At 67.8% G+C, this 22,179-nt stretch carries 21 protein-coding genes; 8 read left to right on the top strand and 13 right to left on the bottom strand.

Features of this window, described 5'->3' with window-relative positions:
* Positions 1–9 precede the first annotated feature (9 nt).
* Positions 10–1,431, top strand: a complete 1,422-nt coding sequence (locus WS96_RS25100) for an aminotransferase-like domain-containing protein (RefSeq protein WP_059789594.1) — start codon at positions 10–12, stop codon at positions 1,429–1,431.
* Between the two features lie 58 nt (positions 1,432–1,489).
* On the opposite strand, the gene WS96_RS25105 is transcribed toward WS96_RS25100, so the two are convergent.
* The 7 genes from WS96_RS25105 to WS96_RS25135 form a co-directional block, all read right to left on the bottom strand.
* Positions 1,490–2,731 carry a mechanosensitive ion channel family protein gene (locus WS96_RS25105; protein WP_059836212.1) on the bottom strand — a complete coding sequence of 414 codons (1,242 nt, stop codon included), beginning with the start codon at positions 2,729–2,731 and terminating at the stop codon, positions 1,490–1,492.
* 447 nt (positions 2,732–3,178) lie between these two features.
* Complete coding sequence (locus WS96_RS25110; RefSeq protein WP_059783289.1) at positions 3,179–4,636, bottom strand: DHA2 family efflux MFS transporter permease subunit; 1,458 nt, start codon at positions 4,634–4,636, stop codon at positions 3,179–3,181.
* Positions 4,633–5,196: an isochorismatase family cysteine hydrolase gene (locus WS96_RS25115; protein ID WP_059836214.1), complete on the bottom strand. Its 564-nt coding sequence runs from the start codon at positions 5,194–5,196 to the stop codon at positions 4,633–4,635. The genes WS96_RS25110 and WS96_RS25115 overlap by 4 nt, the downstream gene beginning before the upstream one ends.
* A 65-nt stretch (positions 5,197–5,261) precedes the next feature.
* Positions 5,262–5,717, bottom strand: coding sequence for a MarR family winged helix-turn-helix transcriptional regulator (locus WS96_RS25120; protein ID WP_059836216.1), 456 nt, complete (start codon positions 5,715–5,717; stop codon positions 5,262–5,264).
* 95 nt (positions 5,718–5,812) lie between these two features.
* Positions 5,813–6,046 carry a DUF7661 family protein gene (locus WS96_RS25125; RefSeq protein ID WP_059836218.1) on the bottom strand — a complete coding sequence of 78 codons (234 nt, stop codon included), beginning with the start codon at positions 6,044–6,046 and terminating at the stop codon, positions 5,813–5,815.
* A 44-nt stretch (positions 6,047–6,090) separates the two neighbouring features.
* On the bottom strand, positions 6,091–7,173 hold the full coding sequence (locus WS96_RS25130) for a serine hydrolase (protein WP_059836220.1): 1,083 nt from the start codon (positions 7,171–7,173) through the stop codon (positions 6,091–6,093).
* 196 nt (positions 7,174–7,369) lie between these two features.
* Complete coding sequence (locus tag WS96_RS25135) at positions 7,370–7,648, bottom strand: hypothetical protein (protein ID WP_059836222.1); 279 nt, start codon at positions 7,646–7,648, stop codon at positions 7,370–7,372.
* A 51-nt stretch (positions 7,649–7,699) separates the two neighbouring features.
* On the opposite strand from WS96_RS25135, the gene WS96_RS25140 reads away from it, so the two are divergent.
* Together WS96_RS25140 and WS96_RS25145 are read left to right on the top strand one after the other, a co-directional pair.
* Positions 7,700–8,575 (top strand): LysR family transcriptional regulator, encoded by an 876-nt coding sequence (locus WS96_RS25140; protein ID WP_034204685.1) that lies wholly within the window; start codon positions 7,700–7,702, stop codon positions 8,573–8,575.
* A gap of 72 nt (positions 8,576–8,647) precedes the next feature.
* The gene (locus WS96_RS25145) at positions 8,648–8,932 is read left to right on the top strand and encodes a transcriptional regulator (protein ID WP_082720364.1); all 285 of its coding nucleotides are present in this window, start codon (positions 8,648–8,650) and stop codon (positions 8,930–8,932) included.
* 109 nt (positions 8,933–9,041) lie between these two features.
* Here the strand turns inward: WS96_RS25145 and mgtA are convergent, their stop codons facing one another.
* The 3 genes from mgtA to WS96_RS25155 all read right to left on the bottom strand — a co-directional run bounded on the left by mgtA (position 9,042) and on the right by WS96_RS25155 (position 14,202).
* Positions 9,042–11,807 (bottom strand): magnesium-translocating P-type ATPase, encoded by a 2,766-nt coding sequence (gene mgtA, locus WS96_RS25150; RefSeq protein WP_082720365.1) that lies wholly within the window; start codon positions 11,805–11,807, stop codon positions 9,042–9,044.
* A 47-nt stretch (positions 11,808–11,854) separates the two neighbouring features.
* Positions 11,855–12,022 carry a hypothetical protein gene (locus WS96_RS34140; protein WP_179949033.1) on the bottom strand — a complete coding sequence of 56 codons (168 nt, stop codon included), beginning with the start codon at positions 12,020–12,022 and terminating at the stop codon, positions 11,855–11,857.
* 521 nt (positions 12,023–12,543) lie between these two features.
* Complete coding sequence (locus WS96_RS25155; RefSeq protein ID WP_059836225.1) at positions 12,544–14,202, bottom strand: S8 family peptidase; 1,659 nt, start codon at positions 14,200–14,202, stop codon at positions 12,544–12,546.
* A 421-nt stretch (positions 14,203–14,623) separates the two neighbouring features.
* Between WS96_RS25155 and WS96_RS25160 the strand changes: the two genes are divergently transcribed.
* The gene (locus tag WS96_RS25160; RefSeq protein WP_059836227.1) at positions 14,624–15,520 is read left to right on the top strand and encodes a glutamate/aspartate ABC transporter substrate-binding protein; all 897 of its coding nucleotides are present in this window, start codon (positions 14,624–14,626) and stop codon (positions 15,518–15,520) included.
* 308 nt (positions 15,521–15,828) lie between these two features.
* Here the strand turns inward: WS96_RS25160 and WS96_RS33870 are convergent, their stop codons facing one another.
* Positions 15,829–15,966, bottom strand: coding sequence for a hypothetical protein (locus tag WS96_RS33870; protein ID WP_156443693.1), 138 nt, complete (start codon positions 15,964–15,966; stop codon positions 15,829–15,831).
* Here WS96_RS33870 and WS96_RS25165 point away from each other — a divergent pair.
* The 4 genes from WS96_RS25165 to WS96_RS25180 all read left to right on the top strand — a co-directional run bounded on the left by WS96_RS25165 (position 15,965) and on the right by WS96_RS25180 (position 20,220).
* Positions 15,965–16,807 carry an ABC transporter substrate-binding protein gene (locus tag WS96_RS25165; RefSeq protein ID WP_059836229.1) on the top strand — a complete coding sequence of 281 codons (843 nt, stop codon included), beginning with the start codon at positions 15,965–15,967 and terminating at the stop codon, positions 16,805–16,807. The two genes, WS96_RS33870 and WS96_RS25165, sit on opposite strands and share 2 nt — an antisense overlap.
* 77 nt (positions 16,808–16,884) lie before the next feature.
* Positions 16,885–18,396, top strand: a complete 1,512-nt coding sequence (locus WS96_RS25170; RefSeq protein WP_059836231.1) for an amino acid ABC transporter permease/ATP-binding protein — start codon at positions 16,885–16,887, stop codon at positions 18,394–18,396.
* Positions 18,397–18,419: 23 nt separating this feature from the next.
* Positions 18,420–19,760, top strand: a complete 1,341-nt coding sequence (locus WS96_RS25175) for an amidase family protein (RefSeq protein WP_059836497.1) — start codon at positions 18,420–18,422, stop codon at positions 19,758–19,760.
* 61 nt (positions 19,761–19,821) lie between these two features.
* Positions 19,822–20,220: an ectoine synthase gene (locus WS96_RS25180; RefSeq protein WP_059836233.1), complete on the top strand. Its 399-nt coding sequence runs from the start codon at positions 19,822–19,824 to the stop codon at positions 20,218–20,220.
* A gap of 78 nt (positions 20,221–20,298) precedes the next feature.
* Here WS96_RS25180 and WS96_RS25185 read toward each other — a convergent pair whose 3' ends face one another.
* Both WS96_RS25185 and WS96_RS25190 read right to left on the bottom strand, forming a co-directional pair.
* A complete protein-coding gene (locus tag WS96_RS25185) occupies positions 20,299–20,973 on the bottom strand; it encodes a GntR family transcriptional regulator (RefSeq protein WP_059836234.1) in 675 nt (224 codons plus the stop codon).
* Positions 20,974–21,058: 85 nt separating this feature from the next.
* Positions 21,059–21,919: an urea carboxylase-associated family protein gene (locus tag WS96_RS25190; RefSeq protein WP_059836236.1), complete on the bottom strand. Its 861-nt coding sequence runs from the start codon at positions 21,917–21,919 to the stop codon at positions 21,059–21,061.
* Between the last annotated feature and the right edge of the window lie 260 nt (positions 21,920–22,179).

Genomic DNA, 22,179 nt, shown 5'->3' on the forward strand with positions numbered 1-22,179 from the left:
AGGAGGCACGTGAAGCGTTACGAACAACTGGCCGACGATCTCCAGGCGCAGATCGAGCGAGGCGTGTACCGGCCCGGCGAGCGGATTCCGTCGGTACGGCAGGCGAGTCGCCAGCAGCAGCTTAGCGTCACGACCGTGCTGCGTGCGTACCTCGTGCTGGAAAGCCGCGGCCTGATCGAAAGCCGGCCGCAGTCGGGCTACTTCGTGCGGGCGCGCGCGGCGGCCCCGGCCGAGGCCGAGCTGCATGTCTCCGCGCCGGCCGCCGAGCCGTCGGCCGTGGACGTGAGCCGGCTCGTGCTGTCGACGCTGCGCTCGATCGCGCGCGACGACGCGGTGCCGCTCGGTTCGCCGTATCCGGACGCGTCGCAGTTTCCGGTGCAGCGCCTCGCGCGCTATGCGCAGACGATCGGGCGGCGGCGCACGCGCTGGGGCGTGATCGACGACCTGCCGCCCGGCAACCAGGAGCTGATCCGCCAGATCGCGCGGCGCTATGCGGAGCGCGGGGTCGCGGTCGAGCCGGGCGAGATCGTGATGACGATCGGCGCGACCGAGGCGATCAACCTGTGCCTGCAGGCGGTGGCGAAGCCGGGCGACACGATCGCGGTGGAGTCGCCGACGTTCTACGCGATGCTCCACGCGATCGAGCGGATGGGCATGCGCGCGCTCGAAATCGCGACGCACCCGGGCGACGGCATCGATCTCGACGCGCTCGAGCGGGTCCTCGCGCGCGAGCCCGTCGCCGCATGCATGGTGATGCCGAATTTCCAGAATCCGCTCGGCTTCCAGATGCCCGATGCGCGCAAGCGCGCGCTGGTCGAACTGCTCGCGAAGCACGGCGTGCCGGCGATCGAGAGCGACGTCTATCACGAGCTGCACTTCGGCGACACGGCGCCGAGCGCGCTGAAGTCGTTCGATCGCGACGGGCTGGTGCTGCATTGCGCGTCGTTCACGAAGAGTCTGTCGCCGCGCTACCGGATCGGCTGGGCGATGCCGGGCCGTTATCGCGACCAGGTCGAGAAGCTGAAATTCCTGAACACGCTCGCGACGCCCGCGATCGAGCAACTCGCGATCGCCGAATACCTGAAATACGACGGCTACGATTTTCACCTGCGGCGCATGCGCAAGCAGTATGCGCAGCAGGCGAGCCTGATGAGTGCGATGGTGCGGCGTTTCTTCCCCGAAGGCACGCGGCTGTCGCAGCCGCAGGGCGGGTATGTGCTGTGGGTCGAACTGCCGCCGCAGGTCGACGCGATGAAGCTGTATACGCTGGCGCTCGCGCAGCGGATCACGGTCGGGCCCGGGCACATGTTCTCGGCCGGCACCGACTATCGGCATTTCATCCGGCTCAACTACAGCTATCCGTGGTCGCGGCAGATCGAGGACGCGTTGAAGGTGCTGGGGCGGCTCGCGTCGGAGTGCGCGGCGCGGTGAGCGCCGCCGCCCGACGGCGGGGCAGGCGGCCGCTGGCGGCCGGCCGTCGTGGCCGGTATCAAGCCGCGCGCGGCGCGTGCACGCCCGCTTGCGCGGCGTCGACCATCTGCCGCATGTCGAAGCCCGACGGATGCTGGTACACGCGCAGCCCGAATTCGGGCAGCACCGCGATCAGGTGGTCGAACAGGTCGGCCTGGATGGTTTCGTAGTCGACCCACGTCGTCGTATCGGTGAAGCAGTACAGTTCGAGCGGAATGCCCTCGGCCGTGAGCGGCAGTTGTCGCGCCATGTTCGTCATGTCGCGGCGAATGCGCGGATGGCCCTTCAGGTAGTTCGCGACGTACGCGCGGAACGTGCCGAGATTCGTCAACTGGCGGCGGTTCGCCGGGCAGTCGCCGGCCGCGCCGAGCGTGCCGTTCCATTGCTCGATCGCGTCGACCTTGTCCTCGAGATAGTCCTTCAGCAGCGTCAGGCGCTCGAGCCGTTCGATCTCGTCGTTCGTGAGAAAGCGCACGCTCGTCGCATCGACGAACAGCGCGCGCTTGATGCGGCGGCCGCCCGCTTCGGTCATCCCGCGCCAGTTCTGGTAGCTCTCGGTGATCAGCTTCCACGTCGGCACCGTGATGATCGTGTGATCGAAGTTCGCGACCTTGACGGTGTTCAGCGTGATGTCGATGACCGTGCCGTCCGCCCCGGCCGACGGCATCGTGATCCAGTCGCCGATCCGCAGCATGTCGTTCGACGACAGCTGCACGCCGGCGACGAGGCCGAGCAGCGTGTCCTTGAAGATCAGCATCAGCACCGCGGACATCGCGCCGATGCCGGACAGCAGCAGGCCGATCTGCTTGCCGGTCGCGTCGCCGATCACGACGAGCGCGGCCGTGATGAACATCACCAGCTTGACGAGCTGCATCGCGCCTTTCAGCGACAGGCGCGGCTGGTCGCGCTGCGAGGTGCGGTGCGTATGCTCGAGCGCGGACAGCGTCGCGCTGATGGTCATCGTCACGAGGAACACGATCAGCGCGAACAGCACCTTGTCGGCGACCTGCGCGACCAGGCCGGGCATGCCGGGCACCGCGCCGAGTCCGAGCTTGATCACGACGAACGGGACGATGCGGTTCAGCCATTTGAACGCGCCGAATTCGAACAGCGCGTCGTCGACGCGGGTGGCGGACAACCGCGCGAGACGCGCGACCACGCGAAACAGCAGGAAGTGGACGACAGCGGTGATCGCGCCGGCGGCGGCGAGCAGGACGACGATGCCGACGAGCGGCGTGAACCAGGATTCGTTCAGGATCATAGGTGCAGACGGAGGCTTTCTTGTGCGTTGAATCGGCGCCGCGAGGCGGCGCGCGCCCGGTGAAGGGCGCATGAAAGGGACCGTGATTGTGCCATCGGGTTCCGGATGCGTGCGGTGAGGGCCGGTCGATCGGCTCCCGAATCGGCTCGCCTTCGTGCAGGTGTCCTCTGTATCGAGGTGAAGGCGGATGGCGAATCCGCGTCACCGCAAGCCGGCGCTCGCGGCAGGAACGGCGCGGCTCGACGTGCTGCTCGGTTTTGCATTCGGCGTGGTTGCGATGGCGTCGTTGTCGCCGTGGTGTTTCGCCGGACTGCCGTTTCACATGCATGTTGCGCACGGAGCGGCCGCGGCGCTGCCTGAATGCGGGGCTCGGCTTGTTGCTCGTGGCGTCGATCGTGCCGATGTGGTTGCCGTAGCGGGAGGCCGCGCACGCGGCGCGGTCCGTCTTCAGCGCGAACCGGCCGGTGTGTGGCGGGCTCGTCCGTCGCCGCCTGCGCCAGCCGAGCGCAACGGCAGCCGCAGCGTCGTCGCGAAGCTCGCCGCATGCAGCGCGCACAGCAGGCCGAACGCCCACGCGTACGCGACGGCCTGCGTGCCGCCCGCCGACGTCGATTCGGCCTGCAGCCGCCACGCGAGAAACAGCGTGCATAGCGTCGTGAACGTCGGGCCGCCGAGCCGTTGCACGATGTTGAGCGACGTGGTCGCCATCGGCAGGTTGCGGCGCTCGACCGACGCATACGCGGCGGAGATCGACGGCGCGCCGATCGCGCTCTGGCCCATGCCGCGCAGAAACAGCGCCGGCACGAGCACGAGCGGATCGTAGCCGGTCAGCGCGAGGAACACGAACGGCAGTGTGGCGACGAGCGCGAGCAGGGCGCCGGCGGCGGCCAGCCGGCGTACGCCGAACCGGCTCGTCAGCGCGCCCATCGACGGATAGGTGACGAGCATGCCGAGCCCGAGCGGCGCGAGCAGCCAGCCCATTTCGCCGGGCGAGCGCCCGCACGCCTGGATCAGGAACACGGGAATCAGCATCTGGCCTGCATACAGCGCGCCGTTCGACAGAAACTGCGTGCCGGCGGCCGCGCCGAACACGCGCGAGCGAAACAGCGCGAGATCGATCAGCGCACGCTCGCCCTGGCGGCGCTCGAAGCGCAGGAACGCGCCGAGCAGCAGCGCCGAGCTCGCGACCGCCACGATGCCGGGCGTCGAGCCGATCCGCTCGACGCCGTACAGGAACAGCACGAGGGCCGGCGACAGCAACGCGAGGCCGATCCAGTCGAGTTCGCGCCGCGGCGCATCGTCCCGGTCGCCGGGCAGGAACCGCGCGGCCAGTGCGAGCGCGAGCGCGCCGACGGGCAGGTTCACCAGAAACAGCCAGCGCCACGACGTGTGCTGCAGGATCGCGCCGGCCACGACCGGGCCGAGGATCGGCGCGAGCAGCACCGGCACCGCCGCGTAGCCGATCACGCGCGCCATCTGCTGGCCGGCGACGCGCGCGATCATCATCTGCGCCATCGGCGCGAGCAAGCCGCCGCTGACGCCTTGCAACACGCGGAACGCGATCAGCGACGGCGCGGACCACGCGAGCCCGCACAGCGCCGACGTGAGCGTGAACGCCGAGAAGCACCACAGGTACAGCGCCTTCGCGCCGATGCGGTCGACGAGCCAGCCGTTCAGCGGCAGCACCAGCGTCAGCGCGAGCAGGTAGCCGCTCGTCACCCACTGGATCGTCGACAGGCTGGCATGCAGGTCGGTCGCGAGGCTCGACAGCGACACGTTGACGATCGTCGCATCGAGCTGCGACAGCAGCGAGCCGAGCGTCGCCACCGCGCTGACTTTCCAGATCGACGGATCGAGCCGGCCGGGCGCGTGGCCCGGCGCCGGCCGGATGCGCTCGTCGCTCACGCGCCGCGCCGGTCGAGCAACGCGACGATGTCGCGCGTCGTGCCCGTTTCGCCGAGGCGCGGGAACAGCCGCTCGACGCTGTTGACGTGTGCGTCCGCGTTGAGGTCGGTCATCGCGTCGACGGCGAGCGTCACGTTGTAGCCGAGTTCGTGCGCCTGCCGCGCGGTCGATTCGACGCCGATGCTCGTCGCGACGCCGGTCAGCACGATCTGCGTGACGCCGGCCGCCTTCAGATGCGCGTCGAGACCGGTGCCGGTGAAGGCGCCCCAGGTCTGCTTCGTCACGATGTGGTCGTTCGGCTGGCGGTTCAGTTCGGGCACGAGTTCGGTCCAGTCGGCGGGGAACTGCGCCGTGCGCGGCGGTTGCTCGGTGCGGCCCGGTGCGCCGCCCGCGACGTTGACCAGCACGACCGGCAGGCCGCGGCTGCGGAATGCGTCGAGCAGTTCGCGGGTGCGGGCGATCACCGGTGCGACCGGATGTGCGGTGGGGAGGCCGACGATGCCTTTCTGCAGGTCGATGACGACCAGCGCCGTGTTCGTGTCGAGACGGGTTGCGCTCATGATGGGACTCCGGAGGAGAGGGCGAGGAAAACCGTGCGCGGATGCCGCGTGGCGCACGGGCCGGTTCATTGGTCGCCGATGCGGCGAATCAGCGGGATGGCCGCGGCAAGCGTGTCGATGTCTTGCGGATCGAGCTTCTCGATCGCGGCGCCGAGCCACCGGTGTTTCGCGGCGCTGCGCTTGCGTCGCGCGTCGAGGCCGGCGGCGGTGAGTTTGAACAGGATCTGGCGGCCGTCGGTCGGATGCGGTTCGCGCTCGACGAGCGCGTCTTCCTCGAGGCTCGCGAGGATCGCCTTCATCGACTGAGGCTTCATCGCCTCGGCGCGCGCGAGATCGGCGGTCGTCATCGGCCCGTGCCGTTCGAGCCGTGCGAGCGCGCTCGTCTGGGACATGCCGAGCCCTTCGGAATCGATCTCGGCGCGCAGCCGGCGGATGAGCTGGCCGACCGCGAGGGTCAGGTCGGCGGCGACGGTTTCGGCGGAAACGCCGGGTTTGCGTGGCGGGTTCATGCGGCGAAGCATAGAACACGACAGTTAAACTTGCAAGTTTAACTGTCGAATTGATCGCCGGATGGCGGCGCCTTCCGGTGCGACTACGTGACTACGCGACTACGCGACTACGTGCGTCGATGCGCGATCGGTACGACTTCGCTGTATCGCGGGGTCGCGTTTTCGTGCAGCAGATCGCCGAGGTACTGGCCGAGTTCGTGGGCGGCGAGCGTCGACGGGATCTGCAGATCGGCCGGGCGCCGCTTGCCATCGGCGCCGAGGTCGAACACGGCCCAGCGGCCGTTCGTGCGCACGACGGCGAGCAGCCGGCCGAACGCGTTGAAGCGGTATTCGTGCTGCATGACGTCGCTCCCGTTGCGTGAACGCGCCGGCTGCCCGGATGCGGTTACCGGATCGAGCAGGACAGCCAGCGATGGATCCGGATGGCGTCGCTCGATACGCCGGCACGCGTCGGTGCGCCGAGCAGCACGACCGTTTCGCGGCGGCCTTTCACGCGCATGCGCATCACGACGCCGTGCCCCGATTCGTTGATGAAGCCGGTTTTCTGCAGCCGGATCGGCAGGCGGCGGTAGCGCACGAGCGGGTCGGAGTTGACGTACACGAGTTCGCCGTTGCCGGGGCGCACGGTGGTCGACAGATCGGTCGAGAAATAGCGGATCAGCGGATCCTGCGCGGCCGCGCCGACGAGCCGCGCGAGGTCTTCCGCCGTCGACACGTTGTGCGGCGACAGGCCGGTCGGCTCGCGGAAGTGCGTGTGCCGCATGCCGAGCCGGCGCGCTTCGCGGTTCATCGCGTTGACGAACGCGGTGCGCCCGCCCGGATAGTCGCGGCTCAGCGCGGCGGCCGCGCGGTTCTCCGACGACATCAGCGCGATATGGAACATCTCGCGGCGCGACAGTTCCGAGCCGACCTGCAGGCGCGAACCGGTGAACTTGATCGTGTCGCGATCGCGCGCGGTCACGCGCAGCACGCCGTTCAGCGGACGATCGGCGTCGCGCGCGACGACGGCCGTCATCAGTTTCGAGATCGATGCGATCGGCCGTACGGTGCGTGCATTGCGAGCCAGCAGCGGGGTGCCGGAATCGACGTCGAGCACGTAGGCCGCGCGCGAATGCAGCGACCGGACCGCGCGCGGCGTGTAGCCGCAACTGGCGAGCAGCTTCGGTTTCGCGGGCGGGTGCGGCCGCACGGCCGTCGTGCGTTTCGCGCGTCGCTGCTGCGGCGCGGGCGCCGCGTGGCGTTTGACCGCCTGATGCGTCACGCGCGGGCGGCGATGCTTGACGGCCTTTTTCTTGCGATGAGGCTTCTTCTTGACGGCCTTCGTGTGGGCATGCGGTTGGGCGTGTACGGTGCGATGCGGCTGCACGCGTTGCGCGGACGCATTCGTGGCGAATGCGAGCAGCAGGAACGACAGGGCGAGGATCAGGGTGGTCCGGGCGCGAGGCAGGCGCGCGATGAGGCCGGTCAAGCGAAAGTCTCCTTTTCACGCGCGATGCGGCTGCGCGGAATGCGTGGGCGGTCAGCGGTGCGGGAAATTATACGGTCGATCGCTGCGCGATGACGATCGGATGACGCGCAATGACGCGTGATACGAGAGGATTTCCGTCGTTTTCGCGCTGCCGGACAGCGGTGCGCGTGGGATGAAAGGCGGGCGGGTGTGCGGTTCAGCGCGGCCAGTTCCTTCGCGACACGACCGCAAAACTGATCGCGATCGAACCCGTCGCCGCGCGTGGCGGCGCGTCGTCCAGCGCGTCGCCGAAGCGGAAGCGGCGGCTGCGCCCGTCCGTGCATTTGGCACGACGCTTCGGTGCGCGCGCATCGGCGGCGACGGCGCATGCGGTCGTATCCGCGACATCGGATGAGGGTTCGGCCACGCAGGCGGCCGCTGGATCGAGGGACATGGACGTGAATTCCGGGAAGGGCATGTCCGTATTGAACGCCATTGCATTCGATCGGTAAAATGAATATTTCGATCGTTACGATTCCGTTGAAGAATGGAACTCAAACTGTTGCGCACGTTCCTGACGGTCACCGAGCTGTGCCATTTCAGCCGCGCGGCCGATGCGCTGCACATGAGCCAGCCTGCGCTCAGCAAGCAGATCGGCGCGCTCGAGGCGAGCCTCGGCGGCAAGCTGTTCGAGCGCGGCCGGCATGGCGCGGAACTGACGCCGTTCGGCGAACGCTTCCTGCCCGACGCGCAGGCGCTCGTGCGCGATGCCGACGAAATCCTGGCGCGTGCGCGGGAAGCGACGAGCGGGCAGCGCGGGCACTTGCGGCTCGGCATCTGCCTGTCCGTGCTCACGCTCGTGCCGAAGCTGATCGCCGAATTCCGTCGTTGCAATCCGGGTATCGCGGTGACGCTGAGCGATCTGTCGTCGTCCGAACAGACACGCCGGCTGCGTGCCGGCAAGCTCGACGCGGGCTTCCTGCGTGTGCCTGCCGACGAAGGCTTGTCGTCGTTCAAGGTGATCGACGAGGCGCTCGCGCTCGCGGCGCCGCCGCATCTCGGCTTCAAGCGCGTGCCGGCCAATCTCGACGTGCTCAACGAGATCGGCTTCATCGCGCTGCAGCGTGCGCGCGGCCCGGGGCTGGCCGCACAGATCGACCGGTGGTGCGTCGCGCGCCGCTTCGTGCCGCAGGTGATGCAGCAGGCGGAGGACGTACAGTCGGTGCTGACGTCGGTCGCGGCCGGCGTCGGCGTCGCGTTCATCCCGTCGAGCGCGCGGTACCTGCTGCGCGACGCGACGGTGCTGCCGCTCGACGGCCGGGACGCGAAGTGGCGCGTGGGGCTCGCGTGGCGGTCCGATCGCGACGATCCCGTCACCGCGCGTTTCGTGTCGTTCATGCGCGCGGCCCTCAAGGGGGCGTGACGCGGCGTATAGTGTCCGCGATCGTTTTCTCAATGCATGCCGGCGCCGACGCCGGCCGACGAACCCGAACCGATGACTTCAGAAACCGACGCCTCCCCGCTCGATCCCGCACTCGTTGCCACGCTCGCGACGCTGCACGAAGCCGCGAGCGATCCGGCCGGCAAGACGTGGTCGCTGCCGAAGATCGCGAAGCGGACGCAGCTGCCGATGAGCACGCTGCGACGCGTGCTCACGCAGCTCGACGCCGCGGGCCTGAGCGCGACGACGCTGAACGAGGACGGTACCGGCACCGCCGCGCTGACCGACGAAGGGCGCGCGGTGTGTGCGCAGCTGTTCGGCGCGAACGACGCCGAATGAACGAAAAACGGGCCGCGGATGCGGCCCGTTCGTCACCGAACGACGGCAGACCGGGTCGTTCGGCCCGCGCGGGTGGCGCACGGGCCGGCGCGTCGTCATCCGCGCGACGTCAGAACCATTGCTTGTAGCGGCGCACGTAGATCGTCTTGACGATCTGCGCGAGCACGATGTAGCCGACCATCGTCGCGCCGAGCCACAGCCAGTAGGTGCCCGGCAGGTGCATGAAGCCGAGCGCTGGCGCGAACGGCGAGAACGGCAGCCAGCAGCCGATCGCGATCGCGGTGAAGGTCGACAGCAGCACCGGCAGCGACGCCGTGCTTTGCAGGAACGGGATCTTCTGCGTGCGCAGCAGGTGCACGACGAGCGTCTGCGACACGAGGCTCTCGATGAACCAGCCCGAATTCATCACGATCTGGCCGCTCGAACCGCCGTTCAGGTGATACAGCGCGCCCGCACCGAACACGGTCCACATCAGGATGTACGTCGTGATGTCGAATACCGACGACGTGGGCCCGACCCACAGCATGAAGCGGCCGATGTTGCCGGCTTCCCACTTGCGCGGCTTCTTCAGGAACTCGGGGTCCATCTTGTCCCACGGCAGCAGCATTTGCGACGTGTCGTAGATCAGGTTCAGCACGAGCAGCTGCGTCGCGAGCATCGGCTCCCACGGCAGAAACGCGCTGGCGACGAGCACCGAGAACACGTTGCCGAAGTTCGAGCTGGCGGTCATGTTCAGGTACTTCAGGATGTTGCCGAACGTCTCGCGGCCCTTGATCACGCCTTCCTCGAGCACCATCAGGCTCTTTTCGAGCAGGATGATGTCGGCGGTTTCCTTCGCGATGTCGGCGCCGCTGTCGACGGAGATGCCGACGTCGGCGTCGCGCAGCGCGGGCGCGTCGTTGATGCCGTCGCCGAGGAAGCCGACCGTGTGGCCGTTCGCCTGCAGCGCCTTGACGATGCGCGCCTTCTGCAGCGGCGTGAGCTTCGCGAACACGGTCGTGCGTTCGACGACCTGCGCGAGCGTGGCATCGTCGAGCGCTTCGATCTCCGTGCCGAGCATCGGCTTGCCGGGTTCGAGGCCGACCTGGCGGCACACCTTCATCGTGACGGTCGGGTTGTCGCCCGTCAGCACCTTCACCGCGACGCCGTTCTCGCGCAGCGCGGCGAGCGCCGGCGCGGCCGATTCCTTCGGCGGATCGAGGAAGGTCAGGAAGCCGCGCACGACGAGATCGCGTTCGTCGGCGGTGCGGTACTGCGCGCGTTCGTCGCCGCGCGGGATCGTGCGCGTGGCGACCACGAGCACGCGGAAGCCGTCCTCGTTGTACGCGGTGGCTTGTTCGAGCAGCCGCTTGCGGGCGACGAAGTCGAGCGGGCGCACGCCGTCTTCGTCCTGCACGTGCGTGGAAACCGCCAGCATTTCCTCGACCGCCCCCTTGCAGATCAGCAGGTGCGTGCCGTGCGTGTCCTCGACGACGACCGACAGGCGGCGCCGCACGAAGTCGAACGGCAGTTCGTCGATCTTCTTGTAGCCCTGCGGTTTCACGCGTTCGCCGATCTCGTCGGCGCGCGCGACGACCGCGATGTCGATCAGGTTTTTCTGGCCGCTCTGGTGGAAGCTGTTCAGCCAGCCGAGCCGCAGGATGTCCTCGTTCTTGTGGCCGGACAGATCGAGGTGGTGTTCGAGGATGATCTTGTCCTGCGTGAGCGTGCCGGTCTTGTCGGTGCACAGCACGTCCATCGCGCCGAAGTTCTGCACCGAGTTCAGCCGCTTGACGACGACCTTGCGGCGCGCCATCGCGACCGCGCCGCGCGCGAGGTTCGCGCTGACGATCATCGGCAGCATCTCCGGCGTCAGGCCGACGGCCACCGCGAGGGCAAACGTGAGTGCGCTCAGCCAGTCGCCCTTGGTCAGGCCGTTGATCATGAACACGATCGGCACCATCACGAACATGAACTTGATCAGCAGCCAGCTGACGCTCGCGACGCCGCGGTCGAAACTCGTCTCGACGCGCTTGTGGCTCACGACGTTGCGCGCGAGCGAGCCGAAGTACGTGTCTTCGCCGGTCGCAACGACGACGGCCGTCGCCGTGCCGCTGACGACGTTGGTGCCCATGAAGCAGACGTTCTCGATGTCGAGCAGCGACGCCGGTGCGTCGTTGGCCGCGGCGGGCGCATGCGTGCTCGCGGATTTGCCGGCCACCGCGCCGAGCGTGTCGTACTTCTCGACGGGCAGCGCCTCGCCGGTCAGCACGGCCTGGCTGATGAACAGGTCGCGCGACGCGAGCAGGCGCACGTCGGCGGGGATCATGTCGCCGGCCGAGAGATGCACGATGTCGCCGACGACGACCTCGCGCATCGGCACCTCGCGGCGCGCCGGCTCCGCCGTGTCGGTCACCGCGCGCTGCACGGTCGCCGTCGTGCGGACCATCGCCTTGAGCTTCTCGGCCGCGCGCAGCGAGCGAAACTCCTGCACGAAGCGCAGCAGTGCGCTGATCGTGACCATCGTCAGCAGGATCGTCATGCCGACGTAATCGCGATCGTCGGGTGCCGCGAAGTAGACGTCGGTGCAGAAGCTGATGGCGGCCAGCACCAGCAGCACGTAGACGAACGGGTTATGGAACGAGAGCAGCAACTGGCGGGTCCAGTGCGGCGGCTTGTCGTGCGCGATTTCGTTCGGGCCGTAACGCTGCAGGCGATCGGCGGCCTGGTCGTAGGTGAGGCCGCGCGTGCTGGTGTGCAGCGACTTCAGCGTGGCTTCGAGCGGGCGGGCCGCTTCCTGCGCGGCGCGCATGATGCGCGGGTCGTGCTGCTGGCCGGTGCCGGCCTTGATGAAGCCGCGCTGTTTCTTGGGCGAGGTGTCGTGTCGTGTCGTCATGAATCGCTCCTTGCGCACGAGGCGGCGGGCGGGGAGCGACCGTGACGTTATCGACGCACGAGCGCTCCCCGCCGCGTCGCGTCAGGCGCGATCGGCTGTGGATCGGTAAGATCGGTAAAGGCGGGAACGCTCGCCGGCGCGCATGATGCGGACGGCGTGTCGATGCGCAGCGTCGCACCGGCGAGCGGTAATCGACTACTGTCGTCTGAGTTCATCTGCACTCCTGTCGGTTGCGGATAGTCGGCACGGGCGATCGGCAGCGGCGCGCGCAACGAGGCGCGCGGCCGGACGGCACGCGAACGGAGAGCGCACGCGGCCGATGCCGCGCGCAACACGAACGCACACGCGCGACGGCGCGTCGCGTGCATTCGACAACATCGAAAATTCGGCGGGGGATCTGGCCGGTAATCAGGCCGGAAGGGCGCCGCATCCTGCTTCCCGGGATGCGGCAGAAGACGAGGCTCTGCGCGTTTTCCTCAGGCAGCAGTCAAGTTGGTCGGACACCAACTACAACTCGCATCGGTGTTCACAGAACACTCCATGTAATTAGACGGGAGCGATGGTAATGGCTCGCCGTGCGAAGCGTCAACCCTTTTGTCGGCCCTTTTTTCAGGCGTTTTTTCGGGATACTCGATCGTGCCGATGCACGTTCGCGGGCATGCGCGACAGCCCGTCACGAAACGGCCGCGCGCGTGCCATGTCGGCATGCGCGCGGCCGCATCGAACGCGGTGCGGATTACTGGTTCGCAGTCGCGACGGCGGCGCCTGCATCGAGGATGCCCGAGCCTGCCGGCATTGCCGTGCACGACGTACCGGCCGCCAGCTTCGCCGCGCGCGTGCCGCCTTGCAGCTTCTGCAGGATCTGCGCGGGCGTGAGATTGCCGTTCACCGACAGCATCAGTGCGGCGGCCCCCGTCACCTGCGGTGTCGCGAGGCTGGTGCCGTTCGCGAGGCCATAGGTGTCGGCGCCCGGCGTTGTCGTGCCGGTGTTCGACGTCGACAGGATGTTGACGCCCGGTGCGCTCAGCGCGACATCGGCGCCGAAGTTGCTGAACGATGCGCGGCGGCCCGTCGCATCGGTCGCGCCGACGGTGATCACGCCGCGGCAGTTCGCGGGCTGGTCGAGCCCGGTCGACAGGCCGTCGTTGCCGGCCGCGACGACCACGGTCACGCCCTTCGCGGTCACGTCGTCGATCGCCTGCTGGAACGTCGTGCTGCATGCGCCGACCCCGCCGAGGCTCAGGTTGATGATCTTCGCGGGATTCGGATTGTTGGGCACGCCGTTGACGGGAATGCCGGCTGCCCAGCGCATGCCGTCGGCGATGTCGCTCGTCACGCCGCCGCACTTGCCGAGCACGCGCACCGGCAGGATCCGGCTGAGCCACGATACGCCGGCGATGCCGGTGGCGTTGTTGGCGGTCGCACCGATCACGCCCATCACGCGCGTGCCGTGCCAACTGCTGTTGCTCGGCTGGCTCGCGCAGTGATAGTACGGGCCGTTGGCGTCGTCGAGTTCCTGCTGCGTGACCCAGTCGCCCGGATCGGTTGCGTCCGGGCCGCGCGTCGAGCCGTTGTTGCTGGTGTTGACGTTGCTGATGAAGCTGTAGCCTTGCTGTATCAGGTTGCCGACGAGGTCGCCATGCGGCCGGTAGCCGGTGTCGAGCACGGCCGTGACGACGGTCGGCGAACCCTTGGTCACGTTCCACGCGGGCGGCATGTCGATGCCGGCGGTCGGGTCGGACAGGTACCACTGCTGGTTGTAGAGCGGATCGCTCGGCGTGTCGCGGATCTGCATCGGGTGATCCGGTTCCGCGTAGTCGACGTCGCTGTCGGCCGCGAACGCCTGCGCGAGTGCGGCGGCATCGGCGGCGGCCATGCGCTGGCCGAGCGACAGCACGGCCGCGCCGTTCGAGATCGTCCGCTCGACCTGCACGTTCACCAGCGTTTGCGGGACCGTGCTCGCGTACGCGCGTGCGCTGCCGGTTACCGGTGCCGTCCAGCGCGTCATCGCGCGCTGGATCACCGCGTCGAGTCGCGAGCCGTTGTCGACGGCCGCCATCGCACGCGTGGCCGTCAGCGTCTTCAGCTTGACGATCAGGTGATCGACCGGCGGCTCGACCGGTGTGGCCTGCGCAGCCATCTGCACGGCGGCCTGCTGCGACGTGCACGCATTGCTGCCGGACGACGCGGGCGGGGTGGTCGGGGCGGGCGCGGGAGCGGGCGTCGGTGCCGGGGCCGGTGCAGGCGCCGCGTTGGAAGAAGACGGGTTGCTGCCGTCGCCGCCGCCACCGCCGCAGCCGGCGAGGGGCAGCAGGGCGGCGGCAGACAGCATGCCGGCGAGCATGCGCGCATGTGCGGGGCGCGCCAGCGCGAAATGGAAACGTTTGGCTCTCATGTTGAAACTCGATCCTCGTAGATAACCGTCGTGCCGGCGGTGGCGCCGGTCCGGGCGAGCCGGACCTTGTCGTTTTTGTCTGACGGTTGCAGCGGGTTGCTGCGACGCGCCATGCACTGGGTAACGGCGTGCGCGGCGGCTTCTTGAGTGCGTTTCGCGAGAAAAACGACGGGCGCCGCAAACGATTACGTTGCTGCGTTGCAGCACGAACGCACGTTTGGAACGGCCGGCGGGGATGGCGCGGCCGCGCGCGCCCGGGTCGGTCGGGCGAGACGAGCGGCGCCGGGCGGTTTGCGCTGCACGGAAAACCTCGTTGAGGATCGGGCCGCGGCGGAAGGGTGTTTTACGGTTCCCCCGATGTGACGCGAATATTGTCGGGCGTAGGATCGCGATTCGCTCAACGTTTCGTCAGGAGACACGCATGGATCGCCGTTTACGTTGGCTCGCCGTCGCGCTGGCCTGTGCGCTGGCCGGCGCCGCGCACGCGCAGGCCCTTACCGGTACGCTGAAGAAAATCAAGGACACGGGTGTCGTGTCGCTCGGCATTCGCGAGTCGTCGGTGCCGTTTTCGTATTCGGACAACCAGCAGAAGAACATCGGCTACTCGCGCGACATCGCGTCGCGCATCATCGATCAGTTGAAGACGGACCTGAACCTGCCGAACCTCGCGGTGAAGGAAATCCCGATCACGTCGCAAAACCGGATTCCGCTGCTGCAGAACGGGACGATCGACTTCGAATGCGGCTCGACGACGAACACGCTCGAACGTCAAAAGCAGGCCGCGTTCTCGAACAGCATCTTTTTGTACGGCATCCGTTTCAGCACGCGCAAGGATTCGGGCGTGAAGGATTTTGCGGACCTGGCCGGCAAGACGGTCGCGACGACCGCCGGCACGTCGGACGAGCGCCTGTTGCGCAAGCTCAACGAAGAGAAGGCGATGAACATGACGATCATCAGCGCGAAGGATCACGCCGAAGCGTTCATGAACGTCACGACCGGGCGGGCGGTGGCGTTCGTGATGGACGAGCCGCTGTTGTACGGCGAGATCGCGAAGGACCGCAACCCGGGGGCGTACACGGTCACCGGCACGCCGCTCGTTCACGAAAACTACGCGTGCATGATGCGCAGGGACGATCCGGCGTTCAAGCGCGTCGTCGACGGCGTGATCGCGAAGATGCAGACCTCGGGCGCGGCCGAGAAGCTGTACGACCAGTGGTTCACGCAACCGATTCCGCCGAAGGGCGTGAGTCTCAACTATCCGCTGTCGGCGGAGATGAAGCAGCTGTTCAGGAATCCGACGGACCAGGCGCAGTACTGAGCGTTGCGATCGCGATCTCGTACGGGCCTGCACGGCCCGATTGTCGCGGGGGTTTCGGCCGGTTTCGGGGCGGCCGAGAACCTGCTCCGTGCCGTTCGCGCCGGATGCTGAAATCCATTCCCTGATCCCCGCCTGACGCGTCGCGCTCGCGCGGCGCCGCACCTTTGACGGGCGCCATCCGGCGCGCCGTTTCCGCCCGTCCTTTCCCCTTTTTTCTGACGCGTCCCGCGCGCCGAACGGCGGCTTGCGCATGCGCGCCCCGTTCGTATCCGGGGACGCTGCTTGCCGCGTAAACCCGGATTCAGATTTCAATTTGAACTGGTCAGAATCGGCCGAAATTGTTCAACAATTTTCGGCGGAAAATCCCGGAAAGCCGCACAGCGCGGCGCGTGGGACGCGTTGCGCTGTTTCAGCGCGAGAGCCGAATAACCCGGGAGCTTCGCCATGTCCGCTCGTTTACCGCTTCGCCATTTCCTCCGCGGCGCGCTCGTGCCGCTGGTCTTCGCGTGCTCGCTCGCGCACGCGGCGCCGCTGCAGACGGTTCGGCCCGGCACGCTGCTGGTGGGCTCGGATCTCACGTATCCGCCATACGCGTATCTGGACGCCGGCAAGCCCGCCGGCTTCGATGCCGAGTTCTCGCGGATGCTCGCTCGCCACCTGAAGCTCGAGCCCGTGTTCCTCGACACGCGCTTCCCCGACCTGATCCTCGGGATGAAGGCGCGGCGCTTCGACGTCGTCGCGTCCGCGCTCTACGTGACGCCCGATCGCGTGAAGCAGGTCGATTTCGTGCCGTACCTGAAGACCGGCGCGTCGCTGCTCGTCGCGAAGGGCAGCGCGTTCCTGCCGAAGACGCCGCAGGATCTGTGCGGCAAGCGGGTCGGCTCGATCAAGGGCGCATCGTGGACGCCGAAGCTGCGCGCGGTGTCGCAGGACACATGCAAGGCGGCCGGACGCGGCGAGATCGCGATCCTCGAATTCCCCACGTCGCCGGAAGCGACGTCCGCGCTGATGTCGAAGGCGGTCGACGTGCAGATCGAGGACGCGGCCGTCGCGCAGGGGATTCCGAAGCAGACGAACGGACGTATCGAGATCGGTTCGACGACCTTGCTGTATCCGATCGTGATCGGCCTGGGCGTGACGAAAGGTGACAGCGGCCTGCAGGGCGCGCTCGAGGGGGCGTTGAACGATGCGCGGCGCAGCGGTGAATACGGCCGCCTCGTGAAGCAATACGGGTTGCAGGAGCCGACGCCCGCCGACGTCGCCCACGCGCTCGGCACTGCGAAATAAGCGCGCGGCCGGCAAGACCTGACCATCGCGTGCCGCGCCGGGCGGCCGCATCACCCTGCGGGGTCGAGGAGTCTTCGATGCAGTTCGATTGGCACTATGCGTTTCAGCTGTTGTGGGACAGGGATTTCTGGCGCGCGTGCGTCGTGGTCGTCGAGCTCAGCGTCGCGGCATGGCTGCTCGGTGTGTTGCTCGGCTTTCCGGTGGCGCTCGCGCGGCAGTCGCACCAGCCGTTGCTGAAGCGGGCGGCGGCCGTGTACATCTGGTTTTTCCGCAGCCTGCCGCTGCTTGTGCTGCTGGTCTTCATCTACAACCTGCCGCAGGTTTTTCCCGCCACCAGCGCGGTGCTGTCCGATCCGTTCACGGCGGGCCTGATCGCGATGGTGCTGAGCGAAACCGCCTATTTCGCGGAGATCCATCGCGGTGGGATCCTGTCGGTGCCGCGCGGGCAGCTCGAAGCCGGCCGCGCGCTCGGCATCCGGTTCACCGGCATCCAGCGGCTGATCGTGATGCCGCAGGCGATCCGCATCGCGCTGCCGGCGCTCGCGAACGAGTTCATCACGATCGTGAAGCTGACGTCGCTGGTGTCGGTGATTTCGCTGGCCGAGATCCTGCTCGTCGGGCAGCGGCTGTACACGCAGAACTTTCTCGTGTTCGAAACGATGCTGGCGGTCGCATTCTATTACGTGCTGATCGTCACGGTGTTCAGCCGACTGCTCGGCTATCTCGAGCAGCACCTTGACGTCAGCCGCCGTACGCCCGCGCAGGCCGCGCAGGCCGCGCAGGCGAGCCTCGAACTACCGCTGTCGGCGCCCGCCGTCGCGCCGCGGCCGCGCGCGAGCGCCGAGTTCGCGTTGCGCGTGAAAGGCGTGCAGCAACGCTACGGCCGTCACGAGGTGCTGAAGGACATTCATCTCGACATCGTGCCGGGGCAGGTGGTGTCGATCATCGGCCCGTCCGGTTCCGGCAAGACTTCGTTGATCCGCGCCATCAACGGGCTCGCGCCGGTGAACGCGGGCGAGATCGACCTGTACGGAGAATCGTTCATTCGCGCGTCCGACTCGCATCCGCCGCGCGTGTCACACGAGCGCATCCTCGATATCGGCATGGTGTTCCAGAGCTTCAACCTGTTCCCGCATCGCACCGCGCTGCAGAACGTGATGATGGCGCCGTGCTATCACCGGCAGGCCGACACGGCGGCGATCCGGCTGCAGGCACTGTCGCTGCTGTCGAAGGTCGGAATGCTCGAGCATGCGAACAAGTATCCGCATCAGCTGTCGGGCGGCCAGCAGCAGCGCGTCGCTATTGCACGCGCGCTCGCGACGCGGCCGTCGATCATGCTGTTCGACGAGCCGACCTCGGCGCTCGATCCGGAACTCGTCGGCGACGTGCTGAAGGTCGTCGAAACCCTGGCGAAGGACGGGATGACGATGATCATCGTGACCCATGAGATGAATTTCGCGTTCAAGGTGTCCGACCGGATCGTATTCATGGAGAGCGGACGCATCCTCTACGACGTGCCGCCGGACCGGATTCGCGGCAGCGCGGACGCGCGCGTGAAGGACTTCCTGAAGCACGTTCACTTCGCATGACGAACGATACGGTGGGAGCGCGCATGGACCCGACGAATTTCCGACACGGCGACACGAGCGAACCGTCGAACGCCGACCGGTTACGCGCATGTCTCGAGCGTGCCGATGCGCATCCCGGCGACATCGGAATCGCATGGCTCGCGCGTCGCGACGAAGCGGCGGCCGCGGAAGCACGCGCACGGGATGGATCGCCGCGCGGCGGCGCGAACACGGCGCCCTTGGCCGGCGCCGTGCTGACGGTGAAGGCCTGCTTCGATTGCGAAGGCTGGGTCACGCATGCCGGTTCGCGCGTGCTGGCCGATGCGCCCGCGGCTCGAACCGACGCGGTGCTGGTGTCGGCGCTGCGCCGCGCCGGTGCGGTGCTGATCGCGCAGACCGCGATGACCGAGTTCGCGTACGGCGCGCTCGGCGTGAATCGTACGTACGGGACGCCGACGACACCGCTGGATCCATTGCGCGAGCAGGTCGCCGGCGGCTCGAGTTCGGGCGCGGCGGTTTCGGTGGCGCTCGGCGCGGCCGAGCTGTCGCTGGGTTCCGATACGAGCGGTTCCGCGCGCATTCCGGCGGCATTCTGCGGTGTGACTGGCTTCAAGCCGTCGCGCGGGCGCTACGCGACCGACGGCATGCAGTTTCTGTCGACCAGCTTCGACGTACCGGGCCTCGTGGCCGCGACGGTCGGCCTGTGCCGGCGGGCGGATGCCGCGCTGCACGGTCGCGACGCGCCGCGGCACGAGCCGGCGCGCGTCCGCGGCCTGCATTTCATCGTGCCCGAGCCGTTCGCCACCGACGACCTCGACCCGGTCGTGGCGCGCGCCTTCGATGCGTGGTTGTCCCGACTCGCCGCGCAAGGCGCGCGGATCCGGCGCCGGCGGCTCGATTGCGTGGCGGAGGCCGGCGCGGTCGCGCGCGCGGGCGGCATCATCGCGGCGGAAGCGTTCATGCTGCATCGTGAGCGGCTGGCGACGGCGGCCGACCGTTACGATCCGCTCGTCGGGCCGCGCATCGCGGCGGGCGAACAGGTGCGCGCGCACGACTATGCGGCGGCACGGCTGCGCCTGGCTGCGCTGGCCGACATCTACGAAGCCGAACTCGGCGACGCGGATGCGGTGCTGACGCCGACGGTGCCGATGCTGCCGCCGCGCATGGCCGATCTCGCCGACGAAACCGCGTACCACGCACTGAACGCGCGCGCGTTCCGGCTGACCGAATTCGCGAACCGGCTCGACCTGCCGAGCATCAGCGTGCCCGGCAACCTGCGGTACCGGCAGCCGGTTGGTTTGCTGATCACCGGCCGCCGAGGCGCGGACGCGCGACTGCTCGACGTCGCGGCCATGGTCGAACATGCGCTGACCGATTCCGCATGACCCGCTTTCCGCCGGCAGGGCTTGCCTTGCCATTCGTCATCGTCACTATTCAGAGGTACTCATGATCGTCATCAGATCGGCCGATATCGCCAATACCGAACGCCACGCCCGCGGTCCGGGCTGGGACAGCAAGCGCATGATCGTCAAGCAGGACGGCGTCGGCTATTCCGTGCACGAGACGCGTGTGCACGAAGGCGCGGAACTGCATCTGCATTACAAGAACCACTTCGAAACCAACTATTGCGTGGCCGGCGAAGGGGAGGTCGTCGATACGGCGACCGGCGACGTGCACCGGATCACGCCCGGCACGATCTACGCACTGAACCTGAACGATCCGCATATCCTGCGCGCGACGCGCGGCGACCTGCATCTGGTGTGCGTGTTCAATCCGCCGCTCACGGGGCGCGAGACGCATCGGGAAGACGGCAGTTACGCACTGCCGGCGGGAGAGCACGCGTGACGATGCGCGCGGCCGCTCCGACCGCTGCATGCCGTGTCGTGCGGCATGCAGCGGCGGTGCGGTATCCGGCGTCACGCGTCAGGCTGCGTCGCGATGGCTGCGCTTGATCGCGTCGACGAGCATCCGCTCGGAGTCGTCGAGATAGCGCGCGAGCGCGGTGACGGCCTCGCTGCGGCGGTTCTGCGTGAGCAGGTCGTAGATCTGGTATTCGCGCTGGATCCAGTCGGGCGTCTGCACGCGCTTCTCGTCGGGATCGGCGGCGAAGACGAGGCGCAACTGCGCCGAGATGGTCCGGAAGAATTCGTCGAGCAGCGCCGATTTCTGCAGCGCGACGATGTGCTGGTGAAACCGCAGGCTGTGCGTACCGACGGCCTGCCAGTTTTCCTTGTCGAGTTCGCGCTCGGCCGCGCGAATCGCCGCCTGCATCTTCTCGAGCAGCGCCGGCTGCGCGAGTTCGGCCGTGTTCAGCGCATGCAGTTCAAGCGTGCGGCGTGCAACGTAGAGGTCGCGCACGTCCTGACGATTGAGCGTGCGCACGACGACGCCCTTGTGCCGCACGAACGTGACGAGCCCTTCACGGCCGAGCTGGTGCAGAACTTCGCGAAGCGAGTTGCGCGACGTGTCGTATTCGGCCGCGAGGTCCATCTCGATCAGCGCGGTGCCGGGCGGCAGCTTGCCGCTGATGATGTGTTCGCGCAACTGATGGCTGATCCGGTCGGCGACCGACTGTCCTCGCGCTTTTTCACTTGCCATTCCGTTCGCTCGCTCCTCTCCTGATCGTGCGCCGCCGGCGTGGCAGGCCGGCGGTGTTTCGCCATTCTACGGGCTTCGGGCCCGGTCACGCCGTCTTGTCGTGCTGCCAGTCGGCATGCGGCGGCTGCATCCCGTGCTGGCCGCGGTACGGCGCGACGGACGGCGACGACCAGCCTTCGAGCAGGCTCGGGTCGAGCCGGTACACCTCGACACCGAGCGGCCGGCACACGTCGATCGGATCGCGCGCGCCGGGCCCCCACATCGGCACCGACAGGTCGCCGCCCGGACAGGTGGACATCGCGCACAGCACATCGATCTCCGCGAAGAACTCGAGATAGTCGCCCGGCTTCGCGGGGCACGCCTTCATGAAGTACTTGTCGTCGTCGTTCAGCCCCGTGCACTGGAACACGTTGAGCACGTCGTGCACGTCGAACTCCGTCAGCCCGTACGGCGCGACCGCGCGCACGAGGTTCGAGTGGCAGTGGAAATGAAAGTCCTCGCCGGTCAGCAGCTTGTTCACGTAAGGGTCGCAGCGCGTGCCGAGCAGGTCGTGCACGCGGCCGCCGTCGCCGTCGACACCGTAGCCGGCGAGCGTGTCGTCGGTGATCGTCGCCATCGGGCGCAGGTACGGCAGCGTCGACCAGAGCCGGTCGAACGTCGTCACGTGCGCGGCCTGCAACTGGCGCGTGCGCGACGCCCACATGCGTTCGCGCGGATTGTGCAGGTTCCACATGTTGAAGTCGGCGACTTGCGGGCCTTCCAGCGTGACGATCCGGAACACGTGGCCGGCCGGCACCGTCCACGCGAAGCCGCTGCGGATCGGCACGATGTGCGACGCGATGCGCTCGCGCGCGTCCTGACGCCGGGCGATCTCGGAATAGAAGGTCCGGTCGACGTTCAGGACGGAGCCCTTGGTGACCTGGTAAGCGGCGGGATAGTTCGACATGACGCGGTGCTCTCGGGGGAAAGTTGGCAGATGCGGCGATCCGGCCGGAATCCTTTGTGCTGGCCGGTCAGGCGTCAATTCCAATACTGGATTGTTCAACAATTTATCGACGCTTCGGGGAGTATAGGGGGAAGGCGGGGAGGTGTGTCAATGGGTGGAAAGTACCGAGGGCGGGGCGATGCTGCGTGCGCGCGCAACGGTGTGGCGGCACGGCGGTGATCGCGGCCCGTCCGCGTGGGATATCCGCGCGATCGCCAATT

The sequence above is a fragment of the Burkholderia sp. MSMB1835 genome, assembly GCF_001526365.1.
In the GTDB taxonomy this organism is placed as follows: domain Bacteria; phylum Pseudomonadota; class Gammaproteobacteria; order Burkholderiales; family Burkholderiaceae; genus Burkholderia.